The sequence below is a fragment of the Nonomuraea sp. NPDC050451 genome (assembly GCF_044458585.1).
This window is the reverse complement of sequence record NZ_JBITHZ010000007.1, coordinates 15,662-35,828: the sequence shown is the minus strand read 5'-3', so window position 1 is coordinate 35,828 and position 20,167 is coordinate 15,662. Positions and strand designations below refer to the sequence as shown.

Genomic DNA, 20,167 nt, shown 5'->3' with positions numbered 1-20,167 from the left:
CCCTCAGCCGGCCGGGTGCATCTCGGCGAGCCGCATCTCGTCGTTCGTGGCGGCGTTGGGCTTGTAGGTGACCTTCTTCGACAGTGCGAGGATTCCGGTCATGTGCGCGAGGACCGCGTCCCGTACGACGTCCTTGCTCTGGTACTCCAGTGCCTTGGCGAACGCCGTCTGGCGTTCCTCGCCCGAGGCCTGCTCGCCGGCGGTGATCAGTTCGTCGAGCTCCTTGGTGCCGTAGGGGCTCTGCGCGCCCTTGGTGCCGTAGATCTGGCCCATCGTGAAGGCCGCGTCACCGGCCTGGTTGCCGTGCTGGGCCTGCAGCAGGATGGGACCGGCGTCCTTGACGAACGGCGACAGCAGGTACTCCAGCCAGGCGTTCACGTCGAGCATGTGGATCTTGACCTTGAGCCCGGCCTCGGTCAGCGCGTTCTGCACGACCTCCATCGCCTCGGCGGCCTTGGGGTAGATGCCGTTCCTGCCGATGATCGTGATCTGGGTGTCCGTGGGGACGCCGTCGGCCTTGGCCTCCGCGATCAGCTTCTTGGCCTGCGCCAAGTCGTACGGCCAGGGCTGGACGGACGTGCTGTGACCGGTCACACCTTCAGGGACGAGCTGGCCCGCCGGCTTGCCGAGCCCGGCGAACACCGAGGCGACCAGGCCGTTCCTGTCGATGGCGTAGTTGATCGCCTGGCGCACACGCAGGTCGTTGAGCGGCGCCTTGTCGGCGTCGATGCGCAGGAAGGAGGTCTCGTTGTTGGGGAACTGCACGGCCGCGTCGCCGGCGCCGTCCTCGGGGGCGAGCCCGATGGCCACGTCCGCCTCGTCGCTCTTGACCATCGCCGCGCGGATGCTGCCCTCGCCGCGCCAGACGTACTGGGCCGCGGCGAACTCCGGCGCCTTGCCCCAGTACCCGGCGTACCTCTCCAGGCGCAGGCTACGACCGGTGTCCCACTTGGCGATCTTGTACGGCCCGGTGCCGACGGGTTCGCGGACCTTGGCGGTGGCATTTGTGGTGGCCGGCACGATCTCCACGAACGACAGCCGCAGCGGCAGGATCGGGTCCGGCTTGGCCGTCTTCACCTTGAGGGTGGCGTCGTCCGCGGCCGTCGCCGTCAGCTCGATGCCGCCGAAGACGTAGCCCTTCACGTTGCAGTCGATCTTGGAGTTGACGGTGCGGTCGATGGAGAAGGCGGCCGCCTTGGCGTCGAACGCGGTGCCGTCGTGGAACTTCACGCCCTTGCGCAGGGTGAAGGTCCACTCGGTGGGCGAGTCCTGCTTCCACTCCGTGGACAGCGCGGGCTGGAGTTGGCCGGTGCCGGGGTCGCGCTCGGTGAGCGCCTCGGTGATGTTGGCCCTGGTGACGCGTCCGGTCGCGGTGAGGGAGGCGTCGCACGGCTCCAGCGTCGGAGGTTCCTCCGGCAACACGATGCGGACGGTGCTCGCCGCCGCGCCGGAAGAGGGCTCCGGGCCGCTGTTGGCGACCGAGCAGGCGGTAGCCGACAAGGTGGCGCCGAGCGCCAAAAGGGCAGAGGCCGCCTGACGGCGGCTGGGGGTATTGATCACTCGGACAACCTCTTGTCTACATATGAAGACAGTGTCTATATTTGTAGCCGAGACATTAAGTCGGGGTTTCAACGAACGTCAAGAGGCCAATCGATGACGCAAGAAGGTTCGGACCCGTCACTGAGACCCGCCGAGTCCGGGGGTGTCCGCAGCGTCAAATCGGCCGAGCGGACGATCGCCGTGCTCGAATACCTCAGCTCCGCGGATCACGCGTGCTCGCTGCGCGAGGTGGCCACCGGCTTGAGCCTGCCCCGCGCGAGCGCGTACGCGCTGCTCACCACGCTGGTGAACACGGGCTGGATCGACGCCGACGGCGCCGGCCGCTACCGGATCGGCCTGCGCGCGCTGCGCGCCGGAGCCTCGTACGTCGAGCACGACGACGTCGTCCAGCGGGCGCAGCCGGTGATGAACGAGCTGAACAACGAGCTCGGCGAGACCGTGCACCTGGCCCGCCTCGACGGCGCGGAGATCGTCTACCTGGCCACGAACATCTCCCGGCACTCCCTCGCCGTCGTCTCCCGGCCCGGCCGGCGCCTGCCCTCCTGGGCGACCGGCCTCGGCAAGGCGATTCTCGCCGGCCGCCCGTGGGACGAGGTCGACGAGCTCCTGCCCGAGAAGCTGGAGCCCCGCACCGTCAACACCTTCACCGACCGGGCGGCGCTGCGCGCCGAGCTGGAGGCGATCCGGCAGCGCGGCCACGCCATCGACGAGCAGGAGTCGACCATCGGCCTGCGCTGCTTCGCCGTCGCCCTCGACTTCGCCTCGCCCCCGAACGAGGCTCTGAGCTGCTCCATCCCGGTCGTCCGCCTCTACCCCGACCGCGAGGAGAAGATCGTGGCCGCCCTGCTCCGGGCCAGGGAGCGGATCGTCCGCTGACGTTATCAATCTGCAACGGACGACCTCGCGAGCCCTATGAGGACGTCCCCGCAAGCTACCTCAGGGAGACAGCGCGGCGGCGCGCTCCAGGAACAGGTCGCGTTCGCGTACGTTCCGGGTCAGCTCAGCCGCGCGCCGGAACTCGGCGGCCGCCTCCTCGGCCCGGCCGAGCTTGGCCAGCAGGTCACCGCGGACGGCGGGCAGATGCGCGTACTCCCGCAGAGCGCGCTCGTCCCGGAGGCTGTCGGCGATCTCCAGCCCGCGCTCGGCCCCGTACGCCATGCCGACCGCCACCGCCCGGTTCAGCTCGACGATCGGCGAGGGCGTGAGGTGGGCCAGCAGCCGGTAGAGGGCGGCGATGCGTTCCCAGTCGGTGGCCTCCGGGGTGAGCGCGCGGGCGTGGCACGCGGCGATGGCCGCCTGCAGCCCGTACGGCCCGAGCGTGCCCAGCTCCTCGGCGCGGCGCAGCGCGTCCAGGCCGCGGCGGACCAGGAGCCGGTCCCAGCGGCTGCGGTCCTGGTCGAGCAGCAGGATGGGCGAGCCGTCGCGGGCGGTCCTCGCCGGGATGCGCGAGGCCTGGATCTCCATGAGCGCGAGCAGGCCGTGCACCTCGGGTTCCGCGGGCAGGAGCCCGACCAGGACGCGGCCGAGGCGCATGGCCTCCTGGCACAGCGAGGGGCGGATCCAGTCGTCGCCGGCGGTCGCCGCGTATCCCTCGTTGAAGATCAGGTAGATGACCTCCAGGAGGGAGGCCAGCCGCGCCGGCAGCTCGGCGGGCGGCGGCAGCTCGATCGGGATCTTCCTGTCGGCGAGGGTGCGCTTGGCCCGCGAGATGCGCTGCCCGACGGTGGGCTCGGGAACGAGGAAGGCGCGGGCGATCTCGGCGGTGGACAGGCCGCCGAGCAGGCGAAGGGTGAGCGCGAGCCGGCTTTCGGCGGGTAGCTCGGGATGGCAGGCGGTGAAGATCAGGCGCAGCAGGTCGTCGCCGATGTGGTCGTCGAGGGCCTCGTCGAGCTCGGCCTCCGCCGACTCCTGGCGCAGCTCCATGTCCCGGCCGACCTCCTGCAGCTTGCGCTGGTAGGTGTCGCGGCGGCGGAACTGGTCGATGGCCCGATGCTTGGCGGCGAGCGTCAACCAGGCGCCCGGATTGTCGGGTACGCCCTTGCGTGGCCACTCTTCGAGCGCGGCCACCAGCGCGTCCTGCGCCAGCTCCTCGGCCAGCCCGATGTCGTTGACCATGCGGGCCAGGGCGGCGATGACCCGGGCGGACTCGATCCGCCACACCGCCTCCACCGCCCGGTGCGAATCGGCTACCGTCATGCGTCCTGCATACAACATCCGGCCGCGGACCACGTCCGCGGCCGGTGAAGCGCGGGATCAGGCCGGCGGGGCGAAGTCCTCGGGCGTGAACAGCCGCAGCACGTCCGATTCGCCCTCCCATCCCGGCCACAGGTCACGGTGCAGCTTGAGGAAGCGGCTGGTCCATTCCACGGCCTCCTCCTTGCTCCTGACCTCGTACAGGGCGTAGCTGATCAGCTCCTTGGCCTCGGCGAACGGGCCGTCGCTGACGGTCAGCCGGCCCCCGCTCACCTCGACCCGCGCCCCCTCGGAGCTGGGGGCCAGGCCGCTGTTGTCGAGCAGGGCCCCGGCCTCGGTGGCCTCCTGGCCGAGCTTGAAGATGGCCTCCATGAGCTCGGCCGGCGGCGGCCCGTCGGGCTGGGCGGTGATTCTGAGGGTGACCAGGTAACGCATCGTGAAATTTCCTTTCTCTACGGGTGGGGAATGGAAGGTCAGGCGGTGTGGCGGGACAGGTTCAGCGACAGTAGCGACAGCCAGCTCCAGATCGCCACGATGCCGGCGACGAACAGCAGGTTGGCCCAGGCGACGCCGCCGCCGCTCGCGATGCCGACGAACGAGCCGAGGAACAGCGTGCCGGTGAGGCGGGAGTACAGGGCCCAGCCCGTGCGGCCCTCGCGGGACTGCCGGGAGGCGATGACGTAGCAGGCCGCGGCCATGCACAGGAACCCGACGCCGCCGACGGCCATGTGCAGGGTCCCCGACAGGGTGATGACGCCCGGGCCTTCGGGGGTTCCGGCGGGGAAACCCATCGCGGGATCGGCGGGGAAGATCGCGGCGCCGATCATGCTGGCGCCGAACACGCCGACCAGGATCGGCGCCCACCGGGCTCCCCGGCCGGGCGCCAGAGCGCGGCGCAGGCCGACGGCGGCGGCGATGGTGGCCAGAGCGGTGAGGACGAAGTTGGCGGTCTGGATCCAGCCGAGCTCACCGTTGGCCAGGAAGCTCCACGGGTGGCGGGTCAGGTCGAAGCCCTGCCGGGTGAACGCCTGGGCGAGGGCGACGATCACGTAGAACGGACCGGCGACGACGCCGCAGCCGAGGAGCAGGCGCTGGATGGAGATCGGGCGGGCGGGGGAGTGGTCAAGCGGCTGGGTCATGGTCGTCAACCTCGCGTCGGCGGGGCCGGCCCATCCGGCCCTCTGGAGACGCTGCGAACGAGGCGAGGCGTTTTCGACACGCGCCCGGAAGATTTTTCAAGATTTATTCGGAGAACATCCCTTGCCCGGGAGTCAGCAGGTGGCGGGGGTCGAAGCGGGCCTTCGCGTCCTCGACGGCAGGCCACAACGGGCCGTAGTGGTCCTTCCAGCCGGCCTGCGTGAGCGCGACGGCGCTGACGGGATAGAGGTGGCCGCCGACGGCGCGGATGCGGTCGTACACCGCATGGTTGGTCTCGACCAGCCTGTCCACCAGCAAGGGGTCGTCGGCGGGGAAGCACACGAGGCTGCAGAGGAACGCGAACTCCCCTTCCGGCAGGCGTACCAGCGGCGTGCGCGCACGGCCGGGGCGGCCTCGCTCATCCCGGCCCCCGAACTCGGTGTGCTCACTCAGGGTTACGAGAAGCCGACGTGCCGGGATCGGTGCCGGTCAGCAGGTGGGATGCCCGATCGAGCGGATGACGGCGTCGGGCACGATCAGGTCGGCCTTCGTCTTGGTGGTGGCGATCAGGTCGGCGTTGCGCTGGTCGACCTCCTCCACCCAGCTCACCGCGTGCTCCGGCGGCTTGCCGAAGCGGATGTGCCGGGTGACCAGCCTGTCCACGCGCTCGGCGTGGTCCAGATCGCAGTACCAGACCTCGTCCAGCCAGGGCCGTACGCGGCCCCAGTCGCCCTCGTCGAGCAGGAGGTAGTTGCCCTCGGTGATGATCAGGCGGGCGGCGCGGGGGACCGGGATGCTGCCGGCGACGGGCTGCTCCAGGTCACGCTCGAAGGCGGGGGCGTAGACCACGTCCTCCTCGTCCTCGCGCAGGCGGCGGAGGAGGGCGGCGTAGCCGGCGGCGTCGAAGGTGTCGGGGGCACCCTTGCGGTCGCGGCGGCCGAGCCGGTCGAGTTCGACGTCGGCCAGGTGGAACCCGTCCATCGGGACGTGGGCCACCCAGTCGGCGGTGAGGCCGGGGGGCGGCTCCTGCCGGAGCAGGCGGGTGAGGGTCACCGCGAGCGTGGTCTTGCCCGCGCCGGGGCTGCCGGTGATGCCCAGCAGAGCCCGCCGGCCGCTCCAGGCTCGGGCGCGGGCAAGGAGGTCGTCCAGGTTCATCGGGCTCGGCTGGTGTGGAGCTGACCGGCGATGAAGGCGCGGGCGTGCCGGGCGAGGTCCTCGCCGTCGTCCCACAGGTTGCGCCAGATGGCCAGGTCGTTGGAGAGCCCTTCCATCACGACCGCCGAGGAGAACGACTCGAAGGTGATCGGCCCCTGGTATCCGATGTCGCCCAGGGCGTGGAAGAACGCGGTGAAGTCCAGGTGGCCGGAGCCGAGGTAGCCACGGTGGTTCTCGCCGATGTGGACGTAGCCCAGCCGGTCGCCGACCTCGCGCACGGGACGTACGAGGTCGTCCTCCTCGATGTTCATGTGGTACGTGTCGAGGTGGATCAGGACGTTGTCCTCGCCGATGTCGTCGGCGAGCCGCAGCGCGTCCCGGGCGGTGTTGATGACGTTGGTCTCGTACCGGTTGCAGATCTCCAGGCCGAGCGTCATGCCGTGGCCGCTCGCCTCCTGGGCCAGCCGGCGCAGCACCGCGACCACGTTGCGCCGGCCCGCCTCGGTGAGCGGGCGGCCGTACTTGCCGAGCGCGCTGTAGAGCGCGCCGGTGAAGTGGGTGCCGCCCAGCTCGCGGGTCATGGCCAGGGAGTCGTGCAGCAGCTTCTCGCCGCGCTCGACCACGGCCGGGTCGTCGCTGGAGACGTCGGCGTCGAAGGCGAGGCCGCGGGAGCAGGCCACGCCCAGCCCCGCCGTACGCAGGGCCTCGCGCGCCGCGGCGACGTCGAGGTTCGCAGAGTCGTGCAGCGAGATCTCCAGCAGGTCGAAGCCGGTCGCCTTGGTCTTGTCGATCGCGTACGCCAGCGAGGCCGGGCCGGTGTCCCCGACCCAGACGAGAGCGTGGACGCCGATGGGGTTGCCGATGGGTTTGCTGGTCATCTGAATGGGTTGCCTTTCTGGGGCGTCAGTTGCTGAGCGCGCCGGTGATCAGGGCGACGATCTCCTCGCCGGTGGTCTCGGCCGTACGCCGCCCGCCCACGCACCGCCCGGCCCGCATCACCCACACCTGCTGGCTGAGCCGCATGACCTGGGCGAAGTTGTGGCTGATGAGCAGGACCGCGTGACCCTCGTCGCGGAGCCTGAGGATCAGCTCCTCGACCCGGGCGGTCTCCTGCACGCCGAGCGCGGCCGTGGGCTCGTCCATGATCACGAGCTTGGAGCTGAACCCGGCGGCGCGGCAGATGGCCACGGCCTGGCGCTGGCCGCCCGAGAGCCGGCGCACCCGGGACTTCACCGCGGGCACGTTGACGGCGAGCGTCGAGACCATCTCGCGGGCGCGGGCCTGCATGGCGCGCCGGTCGAGCAGGGCGACCGGGCCGAACCTGCGGACGATCTCGCGGTTGAGGAACAGGTTCTGCCACACCGTGAGGTCTTCCACCAGGGCGAGGTTCTGGTGCACGGTCTCGATCCCGGCCTCGCGGGCGTCCTCGGGGGAGCGGAAGTCGGTCTCGGCGCCGTCGAAGACGATGCGCCCGCTCTGCGGCCGGTGGATGCCGGAGACGCAGCGGACGAGGGTGGACTTGCCCGCGCCGTTGTCGCCGACCAGCGCGGTGATCTCGCCGCGGCGCAGGGTGAGGGAGACGTCGGCCAGCGCGCGTACGCTGCCGAAGGCCAGGGAGACCTCGTGGGCCTCGAGCAGGGGAGTGCCGTTCTCGGTCATCGCTGGAACCTTGTGAGCAGGGCGGCCAGCACCACGACGACGCCGACGGCCAGCGGTTGGTAGAACTGGGAGACCCCGAGCAGGGTCAGCCCGTTGACCAGCGCGACCAGCAGCAGTGCGCCGATGACCGGGCCGATGATGGTGCCCCGCCCGCCGAACAGGCTCACCCCGCCGAGCACGACCGCGGCCACGGAGTTGAGCAGGAAGGAGGTGTTGGAGGCGGGCTCGGCCGCGCCGACGCGGGCGACCAGGAGCAGCGCTCCCAGCCCGGCCAGCGCGCCGCTGATGGCGTAGACGGCGATCTTGATCCGCCGGGTGCTGATGCCCATCGCGTTGGCCGACTCCGGCGAGCCGCCGGTGGCCAGCACGTGGGTGCCGAACCTGGTGTGGAACAGCACGACGTGCGCCACGACCGCGACCGCGATCGCGATCAGGAACGAGTAGCCGAAGATCCCCACCCGCCCGGTGGACAGGGCGAGCAGCGCGGGGTCGATGATCGTGACCGGCTTGCCGTCGGAGAGGATCAGCGCCAGACCGGAGGCCGCCGAGAGCATGCCCAGCGTCACGATGAAGTCGGCGATCTTCCCCCAAGCGGTGATCATGCCGTTGACCAGGCCCGCCGCCGCCGCAGCGAGCACGCCCACCACGCAGGAGAGCGCCAGCCCCCACTGCGCCGTGTATGCCTGGCCGAAGACCACCGCGCCCAGGGTCATCGCCGAGGCGATCGACAGGTCGATGCCGGCGGTGGCGATCACGAACGTCTGGCCCACGGCCAGCACGATCAGGATCGCGGCGGCCAGCAGCATGGAGGTGATGTTGCCGGGGCTGAGGAAGGTCGGGTTGAGCGCCTGGAACACGATCACCAGGACGACCAGTCCGACAAGGGCCGCCCACTCCGCCCAGAACCCGACGTCTTTCAGCTTCGCGGCCCAGTGCTCTCCGTCGCGGGCCGCGAGCGTTGCGTTTGCCATGTCTGTCACTCCTCGTCCCACCGGCCGGACGGCCGGGCAGGACGGCGTAGGCGCTACTTGATGAGGGACGCGAACGGGTCGTCGTAGCTGCCGAACGGCTTGGGTGTGGCCGCCAGCGCCTTGTCCGCGTTCTCCTTGGTGACCAGCTCGACCGGGGCCTTGACGTTGGCGGGCAGCGTCTTGCCGGTCGCCGCCGCCTGGCACGCCTCCACGCCCATCAGCCCGATCGCGTACGGGTACTGGGCGACGGTGCCGTCCAGGGTGCCGGCCTTGACCGCGTTGAGCGCGTCCTTGATGCCGTCGACGCTGATGACCTTGACCTTGCCGGCCTTGCCCGCGTTGGCGACGGCGCGCGCCACGCCCAGCCCCATGTCGTCGTTGGCGACGAAGAATCCGGCCAGGTCGGGGTGCGCCTGCAGCACGTCGGTGGCGGCGGTGAGCGCGGTCTGCCGCTCCCAGTTGGCCGCGACGGTCTGCACCATCTTGACCTTGGGCCCGAGGCCCTGCTGGAAGCCCTCGACCCGGGCGCCGCTGGTCACATCGCCCGCGATGCCGCCGATGGCCGCCACGTTGCCGCCGTCGGCCAGCAGCTCGGTCATGCGCTGCCCGGCCGTCTTGCCGGCCTCGACGTTGTCGGTCCCGATGTACGTCGCGAGCTTGACGTTGGCGCTCTTGGCCGCCGCCGCGTCGATCGGGCTGTCGATGTTGACCACGGTCTTGTTCTGGGCGGAGAGCTGGGCCAGGCCCTGGACCAGGTTGGTGCCGGAGATCGGGTTGACCACGTAACAGGAGAAGTCCTGCCCGGCCAGGCCGTTGAGCTTGTCCGCCTGGCCGGTCGTGTCCGTGATGGCGTTGGCCGCCTGGACGGTGACCGGCACCTTGGCCGTGGCGGCCCGGTCGTCCATGCCCTGCTTCATCGTCTGGAAGAACGGGTTGTCCAGTCCCTTGATCACGGCGGCGATCTTGGGTGCCGTGGTGCCCGCCTCCCCGGCCGCGGGGGTGGTCCCGGTGGTCTCGCTGGAACCGCAGGCGGCCAGTGCGAGCGCGCCCGCAGCGAGAACCGCGCTGAGGGCCGCGGTGCGGCGACCTCGGGTGTTGGCCATCATCGGATGCCCCTTTCAGCGTCGATGGCATGACCGTAACCAGTGTTTCCGTTAGATTGCAACACTTCTTTCGACTTTTTTAGTCGAAACATGGCTAACTTCCGTCTAGTCGGAGACATAGCTAAAGTGACCCGTATGGATGCACCGAGTCAGCCCGGCGCGCGGCTGGGAGCCAGCTCAGGCGAGATCCTCAGCCTGTTCCGCGACGCCCCCGACGGCCTGACGAAGGCCGACGTGATGCGCCACACCGGTCTGTCGCGCACCACGGTCAACCAGCGGCTCGACGGCCTGCTGGCGGCCGGCCTGCTGATTCCAGCCGAGGAGGAGGCGCGCACGCGCGGCCGCCCGGCGGGGCAGTTCGTGGTCAACCGCGACCGCGGGGTGCTGCTGGTGGCCGACATCGGCGCGACCGGCCTGCGGGCCGCCGTGTGCGACCTGGCCGGTGAGGTGCGGGCCGAGCGCGAGGTCCGCGCCGAGGTGACGGCGGGCCCACAGGCCATCCTCACCATCGTGGACGAGCTGTTCACCGAGGTCCTCGCCGCGGCCAGGCGCAAGCCCGGCGAGGTGCTCGGCATCGGGCTCGACGTGCCGGGCCCGGTGGACTTCGAGACCGGACGGGTCGTCAGCCCGCCGATCATGACCGGCTGGGACCGCTACGACATCCCCGGCTGGTTCCGCTCCCGCTTCGACTGCCCCGTCCTGGTGGACAAGGACGTCAACGCCATGGCGTACGGCGAGCAGCGGCTGCGCTACCCGGACGTGCCCCACCTGCTCATGCTCAAGATCGGCACCGGCGTCGGCACCGGCCTCATCGCCAGCGGCAAGGTGCACCGCGGCGCCGACGGCGCGGCCGGCGACGTCGGCCACATCCAGGTCACGGTGGACGACGTGGCCGAGCCGCCCATCTGCCGGTGCGGTAACGCGGGCTGCGTCGAGGCGTACGCCGGGGGCTGGGCCATCGTGCGCGACCTGCGCGAGGCGGGCCGCGACGTGACCACCGTGGACGACGCCGTACGCCTGATCCGCAGCGGCGACCTCGTCGCGGTGCGGCTCGCCCGGCGCGCGGCCCGCATCCTCGGCGGCGCGATCGCCGACACGGTCAACCTGTTCAACCCGCGCGTCATCGCCATCGGCGGGCAGCTCGCCCACACCGACGAGCAGCTCTTCGCCGGCATCCGCGAGATCGTCTACCGGCGCTCGCTCCCGCTGGCCACCCGCAACCTGCAGATCGTGCGCAGCGACCTCGACCCGCACGCGGGCGTGCTCGGCCTGGCGCAGCTGCTGGTCGACGGCATCTACACCCCCGCGCGGGTCCAGCAGCTCGTGGACGGCGCGGTGGCATAGCGCGCCGATGAAAGTTACAGGCTCTCCGGCGTGTTCGCCCAGGTCGCGATCGCCTGCCCTTGACCGGGCCGTAGCTCCGCGGAAACAGTCGATCCGAACCTTTCTGGGTTGGGAGTCCGATGAGTTACGTTCGTCGCCGGTTGCTTGCCATCCTGCTTCCCGGTTTCCTGGTCGTGCTCTGCGCCTTCGTGTCCTTGACGGAACAGTCCGCCGGCGCGGTGAGCGACCCGCCCGGCCCGGTGACCGGCAACGCCACCTACTTCGACGGACTCGGCTCGCCGTACGGCGGCTGCGGGATGCCCCAGGCGAACCTCGACTCGCAGGACTTCGTCGCGCTCAACGTCTACAACACCCCCGGCGACTACACCTTCTACCCCCGGCCGCTGACGGGAGCCGATCTCAGCAAGGCCGGGTTATGGAACAACGGCCTGAACTGCGGCCGCTACGTCCAGGTCGAGATCAGTGACTACTGCACCGGCACCAACGACGGCGCGCCGAACCAGGCGTTCTGCCGCAACGGCTCCTGGGTCTCCGACGCCTACAACGGCGCGAAGCTGACCATGCTCGTCGCCGACAGCTGCGGCGACGCCAACGGCTGGTGCCGCGACGATCCCTACCATCTGGACCTGTCCAAGGACTCGCTCAACCGGTTCGTGAAGAACGGCTCCGCGATCGGGGACATGTACCCCAACCACTGGAACAACCGGCACGTCACCTGGTCGTTCGTCCCCGCGCCCGACTACAGCGGCGACATCAACATCGGATTCCTCCAGGGCGCCCAGGTCTGGTGGCCGGCCATCTCCGTCTCGCACCTGGCCAACGGCATCCACGGCGTCGAGTACTACGCCAACGGCACCTGGCAGACGGCCCAGATGAACGGCGACATGGGCCAGTCCTACGTCATCGGCGGGATCACGTCGGGCGCGAGCCAGTTCCAGGTCCGGGTGCGGGACGCCACGGACACGCTGATCAACGGCGGTCGCGTGTACAGCTTCTCGCTGCCGTCGGCCTGCAACCCGCAGTGCGGCACGCCGTACACCAAGATCAGCTACACCACCTCACAAGGCCCGACCTCCACGCCCACGGTGACCCCGACGGTGACCCCGACGGTGACCCCCACCGTCACGCCCACGGGCGGCACCGGTGTCTCCTGCAGCGTGAACCATCAGGTCGCCAGCGCCTGGCAGGGCGGCTTCACGGCCAACGTCACGGTGAAGAACACGGGCACCACGACCTGGAACAACTGGACGATCACGTGGACCGCGCCGTCCGGCGTGAGCCTGGTCAACGCCTGGGGCTCCACCGTCACGACGTCGGGCGCCACCTGGACGATCAAGGCGCCGAGCTGGGCCACGAGCCTCGCGGCGGGCGCGACGGCCACCTTCGGCTTCCAGGCCAACGGCCCGTCCACGGCCGGCCCGACCGGCATCACCTGTTCCTAGGCAGTCATAGGGCCGCGGAGAGGTGCGGTGGAGCGGCGCACGACCAGACTCGGCGTGACGGAGAAGTGCACCGCTGTGGTGCGGCCTCCGATGCGTTCGAGCAGCAGCCGTCCCGCCGTGCGGCCCATCACGGCTCCGTCCTGGTTGACGGTGGTCAGCGCGATGTTGGGATGGGCGGCCAGCCGGGTGTTGTCGTAGCCGGCGACGGAGACGTCGTCCGGGACGGAAAGACCGGCTTCGTGGAGCGCGGTCAGGACGCCGAGCGCCGACTCGTCGGAGCCCGCGAAGATCGCGGTGGGGCGCGGGGACCGGCTCAGCAGCTCGTGGGCACCGAGATAACCGCCTTCCTCGGAGTACGAGGTCGCGACGACGGCGATCTCGTCGGTGAACCCGTGGTCACGCATCACGCGCTCGTAGGTCTCGGCCCTGATGCGCGGCATCTGGTCGGCCGCCCGTTCGCGCTCCCGGTGGAAGGTGATATGCCCGATGCGACGGTGACCGAGCGAGATCAGGTGCTCCATGACGAGCTCGGAGCCGGTCCGGTCGTCGTCGACGATCGAGTCGTACGCCGGTGAGCGATCGTGCCGGCCGAGCACCAGGGTGGGGATCTCGCGCGCCACCCGCTCCAGCTGAGTGCGGCCGGCGAGCGGGGCGATCATGAGGATGCCGTCCACCTGCCGGTCCATCAGGGCGTCGATGGCTCGTTCCTCGGTCTTGGCGCGGGTGCCGCCCTGGATCATGATCGCTTGATAGTCGGACTCCGCCAGCTGCTCCACCAGGCCGCTCATGATCTCGGCGTAGAACGGGATCCCGATGTGCTGCATGAGGACGCCGATGGTGAACGACCGTCCGCGCAGCGCGCGGGCGGCGGCCTGGGGGCGATAGCCCAGCTCGTCGATGGCCCGCTTGACGCGGTCGCGCATGGCCTCGCTGACGCCGTAGTCGTTCCGGATGACCTTGGAGACCGCCGCCTTGGAGACCCCGGCGAGTTTCGCCACGTCAGATATGGTCACTCTTCGTCGTCGCTCGGGCGCGACCATGGGCATCCCCTTCTCGAAGCGGGTCCTGGCCGATTTTATGCCCATGTAGACCGGTCTACGTTTCACGCGCCGGCAGTCCGGCACCGACGGTCAAGGGACCGTCGCTGGAGCAGATCACCGTCGCGGCCGGCTCCGGGCTGACGCCGGCCGCCGAGGGCGCCGCCACGGCCCGATGGTCCCACGCAACTCCTCATCCCGGGCGCGGGGCGACAGTGATCAAGGGAGCGAGATACCCCTCCGGTGTGGGCTCGTCCACCGTCCTGCCCTCCGCCTCGACCCAGGCGTGCGCCCCGAACGGGGGCCTCACCCGGACACCCGTGCACCACGTCGGCCACGAGCCCCGCATCCGGCACAGCAGGGCGGTGGCCAGCGACCGGGGAAGGCAGCCGTGCACGCCCAGGCAGGTGAGGCTCACCGCGAGCACCGCGTCCTTGGCGGCCTTGGCCTGGGCGTACGTGGCGGGCCTGGCGCGCCGGCTCAGCAGGGCGAGCACGGTACGCAGCCGCCGGGGCGGCAGCGCGGCCAGCGAGAACGCCGCTCCCACCGCGATCCGCGCCGCCAGCCTGGCCCGCCACGGAATCCCTTGAGGCCGCTCCAGCGCGCTCGGAACGGTCACGGCGCCACCAACCCGGCCGTCCGCAGCTGTTCCAGCAGCGCCATCACGTCCTCCAGGGCCTCCTCGTGCCCGACCTCGAACTCCGCCGCCAAGGCCGCGGCCGCCTGCTCCGGGGTGTCGCCGTCCAGCAGCCGGCGCACGGCCAGCGCGCCGCTCGGGTTGAGCTGCCAGAAGTCGCCGTTGCGCTGGTCGAGCAGCACGATGCCGTAGTCGGTGTCGGCGGTGGACACGTCGGCGCTCAGCCGCAGGCTCATCGGTCGTCCTCCTTGTCGAACGGCTCCAGGGTCCGCAGCCAGACCTCGCAGCCGATGGTCGAGTACAGGATCGCCTCCCGCAGGCCCGGCGTGTCGGGGTGCGCGGTGAGGTCCTTGAGCAGGGCGGTGTCCACCAGCCCGAGCCGGGCCAGCCGGGAGTCCGCCCAGAGCGCCTGCACGTCGGGGCCGTGGCGGCGCAGCCCGTCGGCGGCGTCGAGCGAGGCCTCCGCCTTGCTGGTCCGCCGCAGGCACTCATCGGGCACGACGCCGCGCATCGCGGCCGTCAGAAGGGGTTTGTAGCGCCACGGCGTCACCCGGTCCTGCGGGCGCACCGACAGGCACGCCTCGATCACCCGGTCGTCGAGGAAGGGAGAGGTCATCGGCAGACCCGCGCGGACGCTCATCTGATCCCACTGGCGGATGATCCGGCAGCTGTCGTGGATGGCGCGCAGGTCGGCGTGCTGTCCCCGGTCGGCTCCCAGCGGCTCGGCGTACGGGGCGGCCTCGGCGAGCACCTCGGCGGCCATGCGGCCCGCGTCCTGGGTGATCCACGGGAACAGCCGGGGTGGCGATCCCCAGCCCAGCGCGTCGGCCACCGGCGGCGCCAGCGGGGCACGCAGGTCGGCGAGCGAGCCGGTCAGCCAGCGGCGGTAGGAACGGCGGTCGGCCAGCGTCCGGAGCATCGGCCCGTACGGCCAGTGGAACAGCGCGCGAAAACCGCGCAGCCGCTCGATCGCCAGCATCGGCCGCCTGAGCAGCAGCCGGTGGTAGCTCGCCTCCGAGCACCAGGCCACGTGATCGCCGCCGATGCCGGTCACGTGCAGCCTGCTGCCCCTGGCGGCCAGCCGGGGCAGGTGCGCCAGCACCCTGGCGCGGTCCATGACGCCGATGGTGGGCTCGTCCAGCGTGTCGTCGACCCTCAGCAGGTTCTCGTAGACCAGCGGGGACTCCTCTGCCGGCCAGACCACATGCTCGACGCCGCGCAGATGGCCCGCGGCGCGCCGGGCCCACGGCAGGTCGTCGTCGGCCGGGTCGCGGCCCGGCCAGGTGGAGGCGATGAGGTGCGCCTCCTGCCGGGCGGCGCCCAGGAAGCACAGCGACGTGGAGTCCAACCCTCCGGACAGGTCGAAACTCACCGTGCCGCCTGCCTTGGTGCGCGCACCGACCGCGTCGTCGAGCGTCCGCCGGACGTCCTCGGCGGCGTCGGACAGCGTACGGACGGGCTCGGGATGCGTCCACCAGCGGCGGTGCCGCGCGGTCACCCCGTCCGCCGCGACGGTCAGGTGATGGCCGGGTTCGACGGCGGTCACCGAGGGCCAGAGGGGGAGGTGCAGCAAGGGATGGGGTACGGGCCAGAGCAGCCGTACGGCCAGGCGCCGCACGTCGAGTTCGGCGCCCGTGGCGGTGGCCAGGACGTCGGCGCGGTCGGAGGCGACGGTGAGCCCGTTCACCCGCGTGTGGAAGATCAGCCGGAGTCCGGACGCGGTGCCCTGGACGCGTAACCGGCCGTCCAGCGCGGCGACGAGGTGGAAGCTGCCGGGCAGGGTCCGGGCCAGCCGGTCGAGGTGCGCCAGGTCACGCAGCCGGCCCGCCTCCGTGGCCAGCCGTTCGGCGTCGATCGCGCAGCGGCCGATCACGGCCAGCCTGGTGGCGCCCGCCTCGGCCACCGTCAGCTCCTCGTCGGACCAGTGCCCGACCAGCCAGGGCCGTCCGGAGGCGTGTGTGATGGTGCGGGCAGTCGCCGTACGCAGGGCCGCCGCCACGGCGGGCGCAGCCTCGTGGTCGGGGAGGACCACGAAGTACGCCTCGCCGTGGTGCGGCAGGCTCAGCATGCCGCAGTCGGGCATGATCTCAGTTCTTGCTGAAGATCAAGCGGTCGTTGCCGTGCCGTGCCAGGAGGCCGGTGGTCTTGCGGAAGGATCCGGCTGCCAGAAGACGGGGCTTCTCGTAGCGCTTCATGCGATTTCCCTTCGGCTCGCTCCCTGCATTACACGGACGACTTTGCATTGCCTGCGGCGCTTTCGTCCAGGCCAAGCATCGAGTAACGCTATAGCGTGCTTTCTGCGCATAAATCGCCCAAAATGGCGCGGTGAGTGGGGTGGCAAATCGTACAATTGGCTAATCATGTGTGCTGTACAGTCACAAAAATGTAGCAAAAAGTGTGCGGTGAATGCCGTGCCCGGAAAGCTTCCCGGGCACGGCATTCATCATCGGTGGATCGGGCGACTCACCTACGCGTGAGGTCGATGAAGTCGGTGCAGTTTTCAGGCCACTCCGGCGTCCCCTTCGTGCCCGGGGTCGGGAAGACCGTGCACCTGCTCTGGGCCACCTTGCCGCGCTCGTTCAGCACGGTGATGTGCACGGTGTCGCCTTCGTCGGGCGCGGCCAGGGTGATGTCGACCAGGCGGCCGAAGTCGCGCGGCAGCAGCGAGGTCAGGTCATGCCACTGTGGCATCGTCCTCGGGTCCCTGATCGCGACTCTGTCGTCGCGGATGACCCCTACGAACTTGACCGGCTGCCTCTTCTGGTCCTCTGGGTCGCCCTGGAAGGCCGAGTCGATCGCGCGGGTTGGCTTGTCCTCCTTGTCCGACCTCGGATCGGTGGCGAGATTGATCGCGGTTTCCGCCTTGACCGCAGAGGCATCTGCCGACGCCGTAAATGTAAGAGTCGCGAATCCGCTGGCCGCCGCCGCTGCCAGAGCAAGGCCCAGCGCGCTCCTGATGCTTCGGTGATTAATCACCTGTTTTCCCCCTATAGGTCGGATTCGGAAGAATCGGACTTAATGCCACATCCCCCTGATGGTGCGAGCTGGAGGTACCCGCTCAATGGCGGGATAACTCACATGGGGATCGACTTGGAGAAAAAGATGGAAATGATCAAAACAGGCGATTATCGAAATATATTTCTTGGGTGGGAGTGTCGCCGGGGACATCCGCGGCGAGCTCGCTCAAGGGCTCACGTAAGGGCTTCCCGGATCAGCGCCGCATCCTGGTCGAGCAGCTCACGCGACCGCTTCTTCCGGCCGGCGGTGGCCACGACGCCGTCTCCGGGGAAGCGCGGCACCACGTGCAGGTGCAGATGGAAGACGTCCTGACCGGCGGCTTCCCCGTCGGCCAGGGACAGCCGCACCCCGTCGCACCGCAGCCCCGACGCCCGCAAGGCGCCCGACACGCGCCGTGCGGCACGCCAGATCGCCGCGCCGACCGCGTCATCGGCGTCCGCCAGTCCGACCACGTGTACGCGCGGGATCACCAGCACGTGGCCGACCGTGGCCGGCTTGTGGTCCAGGATGGCCACCACGCTGTCGTCCTCGTGAACGACGCCGGCCGCGGCGCGCCCGGCGATGATCTCGCAGAAAACGCAGACCCTCATGCCAATCATGATCTGGGCGGGCAGGCTCCGCCGCACCGGGTTTTAGTCGCGGACGGTGAGGCCCATGGAGCGGGCCGTTCCCGCGACGATCTTCTCGGCCTGATCCAGGTCGGCGGTGTTGAGGTCGGGGAGCTTGGCCTGGGCGACCTCGCGGAGCTGGGCACGGGTGATCCAGCCGCCGTTCTGGTGGCCCGGGCGCGGGCTGCCGCCGTCGAGCCCGGCGACGCGGCGGATCAGCGAGGCCGTGGTCGGCTGCTTGGTGACGACCTCGAACGACCTGTCCTCGTACACGGTGATGACCGCGGGGATCACGAACCCGCGCCGGTCCTGGGTCTGCGCGTTGTACTGCCGGCAGAACTCCATGAGGTTGATGCCGAGCGGCCCGAGGTCCTTGCCGACGTTCGCCGGGCCCGCCTCACCGGCCTGAATGTGCAGGGTGACGACCCTGGCTATCTTCTGCTTCGCCATGTCGGCTACGCTAAAGTCTCCAGTTACTGGAGGCTCAAGGGAATTATGAGCTACACGATCGGCCGCCTGGCGAAGCTGACCGGCCTGCCGGTGAAGACGATCCGCTTCTACTCGGACGCGGGCGTGCTGCCCGAGCGCGAGCGCACTCCCTCCGGTTACCGGCTCTACGGCGATGAGGACCGCGCCCGGCTGGAGCTGATCCGCACGCTCAGGGAGATCGGGGTCGACCTGGCCACGATCCGCTCGCTAGGCGACCGCCGGCTGAGGGACGTGCTCGATCTTCACCTCAAGGCGGTCGAGACGCAGCTCAAGTCGCTCCAGCGGACCAGGGCGGTGCTCAGGGCGACCCTCGCCCGGGACGGCGATCCCGCCGAGGAGGATCTGAGCAGACTCCACGCGCTCGGCCGGCTCGGCGCGGCCGAGATGGAGATCCTGCTGGACGAGTTCGTCGACGAGGTCGGCGGCACCGTCGAGGCCCGGCACGAGTGGCTGACCAACATGCGCGATGCCATGCTCCCCGAACTGCCCGAGGAGCCGACCGTCACCCAGCTCGACGCATGGCTGGAGCTCGCCGAGCTGCTCGCCGACGAGGACTACCGCGAGAGCCTGCGCCGGCAGAGCGCGGACTACTGGGAGGAGGACAGGGATTTCGACGCCTGGCACGAGATCAACGTCCAGATCATGCGGGAGGCGCTGACCGCTTCGCGGGCGGGCATCGAGCCCGGCTCACCCGAATCCGAGCCGATTCTCGATCGGATCCTGGCGCTGATGGGGCAGAGCCGCGAGGAGCTGCGGCGCACGTTCGACGAACACGACCCCCGGGCAGCCAGGCTGTGGGAGCTGGTGTCGATCATCCAGGACAGGCCCTGGCCGTCGGAGCCCACGATCGCGTACGGCTGGATCGAGGCCACGCTGCGTCACTTCCCGAGCACGTGAGACCCCGCCACATCGCGCGCACGGAGGATCGCCTGAGATCAGCCCAGCAGGAGCGGGCGCACCGTGTTCCAGCAGTTCATGTCCGCGGCGTTGAGCAATCCTGGGCGCGGGTCAGCCGGCCGGTAAGGGCTCCCGTCCGGGCGGCGCGCGACACCGCCCGCCTCGGTCAGCAGGAGGGCACCGGGAGCATGGTCCCAGGGCAGGGTCCGTTGGAACAGGACGAAGTCCTGCTCGCCGTCCAGCAGCCGGGGGTAATCCACGCCCGCGCAGCCGGTGCCCGGCCCCAGGGCGGCGAATCGAGGCGTCGCGGCCTCGACCCGTGCCTTCGCCGGCGGATCGAGAAACCTGGTGAGCGCGGCCCCGCGTAACGCCGCCGGATCGGCGGGAGCGGGCTCCCTGCGCACCCGTACCCCGTCACGCCAGGCCCCTGACCCTCGCTCGGCCACATAGACCCGCCCTTCGTCCGGCCGCACGATCCAGGCCGCCACCGTCTCCCCGTCGCGCACGAGCGCCGCCATCACCGCGTACTCGGAGCGCCCGGCGACGAAGTTGGAGGTCCCGTCCAGCGGATCGACAAGCCAGGCCGCCGGTGCCTCACGGAGGGCCGTCAACAGCCGAGGATCGCCGGCGGCCGCCTCCTCCCCGACGACCGGGGCATCCACCACGCCGCGGAGCCGACGGCTGATCAGCTCCTCAGCCTCACGGTCGGCCACGGTGACCACCTCGCCAGGCGACTTCTCGGCCACCTCTCCGTCGGCCAGCGCCCGGAACCGGGGGAGGATCGCGATCTCGGCGGCGTCGATGAGTATCTCGGTCACCTTGTCAATCCACATGATCACGACCATAGCCCTGACGTCTCTCGGCCGTGCGGGCATCGGCGGGGCGACGGCTCCGTCCGCGAACATGGGACCGCACCG

The 20,167-nt window shown here is 70.3% G+C and carries 23 protein-coding genes; 4 read left to right on the top strand and 19 right to left on the bottom strand.

What is annotated here, in order from left to right; translation table 11 throughout:
- Nucleotides 1-3: 3 nt before the first annotated feature.
- A complete protein-coding gene (locus ACIBI9_RS23155; protein ID WP_397224230.1) occupies nt 4-1,560 on the bottom strand; it encodes an ABC transporter substrate-binding protein in 1,557 nt (518 codons plus the stop codon).
- Between the two features lie 93 nt (nt 1,561-1,653).
- Here ACIBI9_RS23155 and ACIBI9_RS23150 point away from each other — a divergent pair, with 93 nt between their 5' ends.
- Nucleotides 1,654-2,436 (top strand): IclR family transcriptional regulator, encoded by a 783-nt coding sequence (locus ACIBI9_RS23150; protein ID WP_397224229.1) that lies wholly within the window; start codon nt 1,654-1,656, stop codon nt 2,434-2,436.
- 60 nt (nt 2,437-2,496) lie between these two features.
- Here the strand turns inward: ACIBI9_RS23150 and ACIBI9_RS23145 are convergent, their stop codons facing one another.
- The 9 genes from ACIBI9_RS23145 to ACIBI9_RS23105 all read right to left on the bottom strand — a co-directional run bounded on the left by ACIBI9_RS23145 (nt 2,497) and on the right by ACIBI9_RS23105 (nt 9,781).
- A complete protein-coding gene (locus ACIBI9_RS23145) occupies nt 2,497-3,756 on the bottom strand; it encodes an RNA polymerase sigma factor (RefSeq protein ID WP_397224228.1) in 1,260 nt (419 codons plus the stop codon).
- A gap of 57 nt (nt 3,757-3,813) precedes the next feature.
- Nucleotides 3,814-4,188, bottom strand: coding sequence for a YciI family protein (locus ACIBI9_RS23140; protein WP_397224227.1), 375 nt, complete (start codon nt 4,186-4,188; stop codon nt 3,814-3,816).
- 38 nt (nt 4,189-4,226) lie between these two features.
- Nucleotides 4,227-4,892: a DUF998 domain-containing protein gene (locus ACIBI9_RS23135; protein WP_397224226.1), complete on the bottom strand. Its 666-nt coding sequence runs from the start codon at nt 4,890-4,892 to the stop codon at nt 4,227-4,229.
- Between the two features lie 103 nt (nt 4,893-4,995).
- Nucleotides 4,996-5,268 (bottom strand): hypothetical protein, encoded by a 273-nt coding sequence (locus tag ACIBI9_RS23130; protein WP_397224721.1) that lies wholly within the window; start codon nt 5,266-5,268, stop codon nt 4,996-4,998.
- A 111-nt stretch (nt 5,269-5,379) separates the two neighbouring features.
- Nucleotides 5,380-6,045: a nucleoside/nucleotide kinase family protein gene (locus ACIBI9_RS23125; RefSeq protein WP_397224225.1), complete on the bottom strand. Its 666-nt coding sequence runs from the start codon at nt 6,043-6,045 to the stop codon at nt 5,380-5,382.
- Nucleotides 6,042-6,923, bottom strand: a complete 882-nt coding sequence (locus ACIBI9_RS23120) for a sugar phosphate isomerase/epimerase family protein (RefSeq protein ID WP_397224224.1) — start codon at nt 6,921-6,923, stop codon at nt 6,042-6,044. The genes ACIBI9_RS23125 and ACIBI9_RS23120 overlap by 4 nt, the downstream gene beginning before the upstream one ends.
- Before the next feature lie 25 nt (nt 6,924-6,948).
- A complete protein-coding gene (locus ACIBI9_RS23115; protein ID WP_387572898.1) occupies nt 6,949-7,704 on the bottom strand; it encodes an ATP-binding cassette domain-containing protein in 756 nt (251 codons plus the stop codon).
- Nucleotides 7,701-8,675, bottom strand: a complete 975-nt coding sequence (locus tag ACIBI9_RS23110) for an ABC transporter permease (RefSeq protein WP_397224223.1) — start codon at nt 8,673-8,675, stop codon at nt 7,701-7,703. The genes ACIBI9_RS23115 and ACIBI9_RS23110 overlap by 4 nt, the downstream gene beginning before the upstream one ends.
- Before the next feature lie 53 nt (nt 8,676-8,728).
- A complete protein-coding gene (locus tag ACIBI9_RS23105) occupies nt 8,729-9,781 on the bottom strand; it encodes a substrate-binding domain-containing protein (protein WP_397224222.1) in 1,053 nt (350 codons plus the stop codon).
- A 132-nt stretch (nt 9,782-9,913) separates the two neighbouring features.
- Here ACIBI9_RS23105 and ACIBI9_RS23100 point away from each other — a divergent pair, with 132 nt between their 5' ends.
- Complete coding sequence (locus ACIBI9_RS23100; protein ID WP_397224221.1) at nt 9,914-11,122, top strand: ROK family protein; 1,209 nt, start codon at nt 9,914-9,916, stop codon at nt 11,120-11,122.
- Between the two features lie 119 nt (nt 11,123-11,241).
- Nucleotides 11,242-12,564 carry a cellulose binding domain-containing protein gene (locus ACIBI9_RS23095; RefSeq protein ID WP_397224220.1) on the top strand — a complete coding sequence of 441 codons (1,323 nt, stop codon included), beginning with the start codon at nt 11,242-11,244 and terminating at the stop codon, nt 12,562-12,564.
- On the opposite strand, the gene ACIBI9_RS23090 is transcribed toward ACIBI9_RS23095, so the two are convergent.
- The 8 genes from ACIBI9_RS23090 to rplK all read right to left on the bottom strand — a co-directional run bounded on the left by ACIBI9_RS23090 (nt 12,561) and on the right by rplK (nt 18,314).
- Nucleotides 12,561-13,562, bottom strand: coding sequence for a LacI family DNA-binding transcriptional regulator (locus tag ACIBI9_RS23090; RefSeq protein WP_397224219.1), 1,002 nt, complete (start codon nt 13,560-13,562; stop codon nt 12,561-12,563). The two genes, ACIBI9_RS23095 and ACIBI9_RS23090, sit on opposite strands and share 4 nt — an antisense overlap.
- A 232-nt stretch (nt 13,563-13,794) precedes the next feature.
- On the bottom strand, nt 13,795-14,220 hold the full coding sequence (locus ACIBI9_RS23085) for a lasso peptide biosynthesis B2 protein (protein ID WP_397224218.1): 426 nt from the start codon (nt 14,218-14,220) through the stop codon (nt 13,795-13,797).
- Nucleotides 14,217-14,474 (bottom strand): lasso peptide biosynthesis PqqD family chaperone, encoded by a 258-nt coding sequence (locus ACIBI9_RS23080; RefSeq protein WP_397224217.1) that lies wholly within the window; start codon nt 14,472-14,474, stop codon nt 14,217-14,219. Before ACIBI9_RS23080 ends, ACIBI9_RS23085 begins: the two co-directional genes overlap by 4 nt.
- Nucleotides 14,471-16,321, bottom strand: coding sequence for a lasso peptide isopeptide bond-forming cyclase (locus ACIBI9_RS23075; RefSeq protein WP_397224216.1), 1,851 nt, complete (start codon nt 16,319-16,321; stop codon nt 14,471-14,473). Before ACIBI9_RS23075 ends, ACIBI9_RS23080 begins: the two co-directional genes overlap by 4 nt.
- Before the next feature lie 4 nt (nt 16,322-16,325).
- Nucleotides 16,326-16,433 carry a keywimysin-related RiPP gene (locus ACIBI9_RS23070; protein ID WP_397224215.1) on the bottom strand — a complete coding sequence of 36 codons (108 nt, stop codon included), beginning with the start codon at nt 16,431-16,433 and terminating at the stop codon, nt 16,326-16,328.
- Nucleotides 16,434-16,701: 268 nt separating this feature from the next.
- Nucleotides 16,702-16,929 (bottom strand): hypothetical protein, encoded by a 228-nt coding sequence (locus ACIBI9_RS23065; protein ID WP_397224214.1) that lies wholly within the window; start codon nt 16,927-16,929, stop codon nt 16,702-16,704.
- 500 nt (nt 16,930-17,429) lie between these two features.
- Nucleotides 17,430-17,846 carry an HIT family protein gene (locus ACIBI9_RS23060; protein ID WP_397224212.1) on the bottom strand — a complete coding sequence of 139 codons (417 nt, stop codon included), beginning with the start codon at nt 17,844-17,846 and terminating at the stop codon, nt 17,430-17,432.
- Nucleotides 17,847-17,888: 42 nt separating this feature from the next.
- On the bottom strand, nt 17,889-18,314 hold the full coding sequence (gene rplK, locus ACIBI9_RS23055; RefSeq protein ID WP_192788588.1) for a 50S ribosomal protein L11: 426 nt from the start codon (nt 18,312-18,314) through the stop codon (nt 17,889-17,891).
- 45 nt (nt 18,315-18,359) lie between these two features.
- Between rplK and ACIBI9_RS23050 the strand changes: the two genes are divergently transcribed.
- Entirely contained in the window at nt 18,360-19,250 is an 891-nt protein-coding gene (locus tag ACIBI9_RS23050) for a MerR family transcriptional regulator (protein WP_397224211.1), read from the top strand.
- A 38-nt stretch (nt 19,251-19,288) separates the two neighbouring features.
- Here ACIBI9_RS23050 and ACIBI9_RS23045 read toward each other — a convergent pair whose 3' ends face one another.
- Nucleotides 19,289-20,083: an inositol monophosphatase family protein gene (locus tag ACIBI9_RS23045; protein WP_397224210.1), complete on the bottom strand. Its 795-nt coding sequence runs from the start codon at nt 20,081-20,083 to the stop codon at nt 19,289-19,291.
- Nucleotides 20,084-20,167 lie beyond the last annotated feature (84 nt).

Excerpts from the sequence above, each read along its gene's own strand:
- ACIBI9_RS23075 (WP_397224216.1), bottom strand. The coding sequence starts at position 16,321 with ATGCCCGACTGCGGCATGCTGAGCCTGCCGCACCACGGCGAGGCGTAC.
- ACIBI9_RS23100 (WP_397224221.1), top strand. The coding sequence starts at position 9,914 with ATGGATGCACCGAGTCAGCCCGGCGCGCGGCTGGGAGCCAGCTCAGGC.
- ACIBI9_RS23050 (WP_397224211.1), top strand. The coding sequence starts at position 18,360 with ATGAGCTACACGATCGGCCGCCTGGCGAAGCTGACCGGCCTGCCGGTG.
- ACIBI9_RS23105 (WP_397224222.1), bottom strand. The coding sequence starts at position 9,781 with ATGATGGCCAACACCCGAGGTCGCCGCACCGCGGCCCTCAGCGCGGTT.
- ACIBI9_RS23145 (WP_397224228.1), bottom strand. The coding sequence starts at position 3,756 with ATGACGGTAGCCGATTCGCACCGGGCGGTGGAGGCGGTGTGGCGGATC.
- ACIBI9_RS23060 (WP_397224212.1), bottom strand. The coding sequence starts at position 17,846 with ATGAGGGTCTGCGTTTTCTGCGAGATCATCGCCGGGCGCGCCGCGGCC.
- rplK (WP_192788588.1), bottom strand. The coding sequence starts at position 18,314 with ATGGCGAAGCAGAAGATAGCCAGGGTCGTCACCCTGCACATTCAGGCC.
- ACIBI9_RS23135 (WP_397224226.1), bottom strand. The coding sequence starts at position 4,892 with ATGACCCAGCCGCTTGACCACTCCCCCGCCCGCCCGATCTCCATCCAG.
- ACIBI9_RS23065 (WP_397224214.1), bottom strand. The coding sequence starts at position 16,929 with ATGCCACAGTGGCATGACCTGACCTCGCTGCTGCCGCGCGACTTCGGC.
- ACIBI9_RS23120 (WP_397224224.1), bottom strand. The coding sequence starts at position 6,923 with ATGACCAGCAAACCCATCGGCAACCCCATCGGCGTCCACGCTCTCGTC.
- ACIBI9_RS23095 (WP_397224220.1), top strand. The coding sequence starts at position 11,242 with ATGAGTTACGTTCGTCGCCGGTTGCTTGCCATCCTGCTTCCCGGTTTC.
- ACIBI9_RS23080 (WP_397224217.1), bottom strand. The coding sequence starts at position 14,474 with ATGAGCCTGCGGCTGAGCGCCGACGTGTCCACCGCCGACACCGACTAC.
- ACIBI9_RS23150 (WP_397224229.1), top strand. The coding sequence starts at position 1,654 with ATGACGCAAGAAGGTTCGGACCCGTCACTGAGACCCGCCGAGTCCGGG.
- ACIBI9_RS23110 (WP_397224223.1), bottom strand. The coding sequence starts at position 8,675 with ATGGCAAACGCAACGCTCGCGGCCCGCGACGGAGAGCACTGGGCCGCG.
- ACIBI9_RS23045 (WP_397224210.1), bottom strand. The coding sequence starts at position 20,083 with ATGTGGATTGACAAGGTGACCGAGATACTCATCGACGCCGCCGAGATC.
- ACIBI9_RS23125 (WP_397224225.1), bottom strand. The coding sequence starts at position 6,045 with ATGAACCTGGACGACCTCCTTGCCCGCGCCCGAGCCTGGAGCGGCCGG.
- ACIBI9_RS23115 (WP_387572898.1), bottom strand. The coding sequence starts at position 7,704 with ATGACCGAGAACGGCACTCCCCTGCTCGAGGCCCACGAGGTCTCCCTG.
- ACIBI9_RS23140 (WP_397224227.1), bottom strand. The coding sequence starts at position 4,188 with ATGCGTTACCTGGTCACCCTCAGAATCACCGCCCAGCCCGACGGGCCG.
- ACIBI9_RS23070 (WP_397224215.1), bottom strand. The coding sequence starts at position 16,433 with ATGAAGCGCTACGAGAAGCCCCGTCTTCTGGCAGCCGGATCCTTCCGC.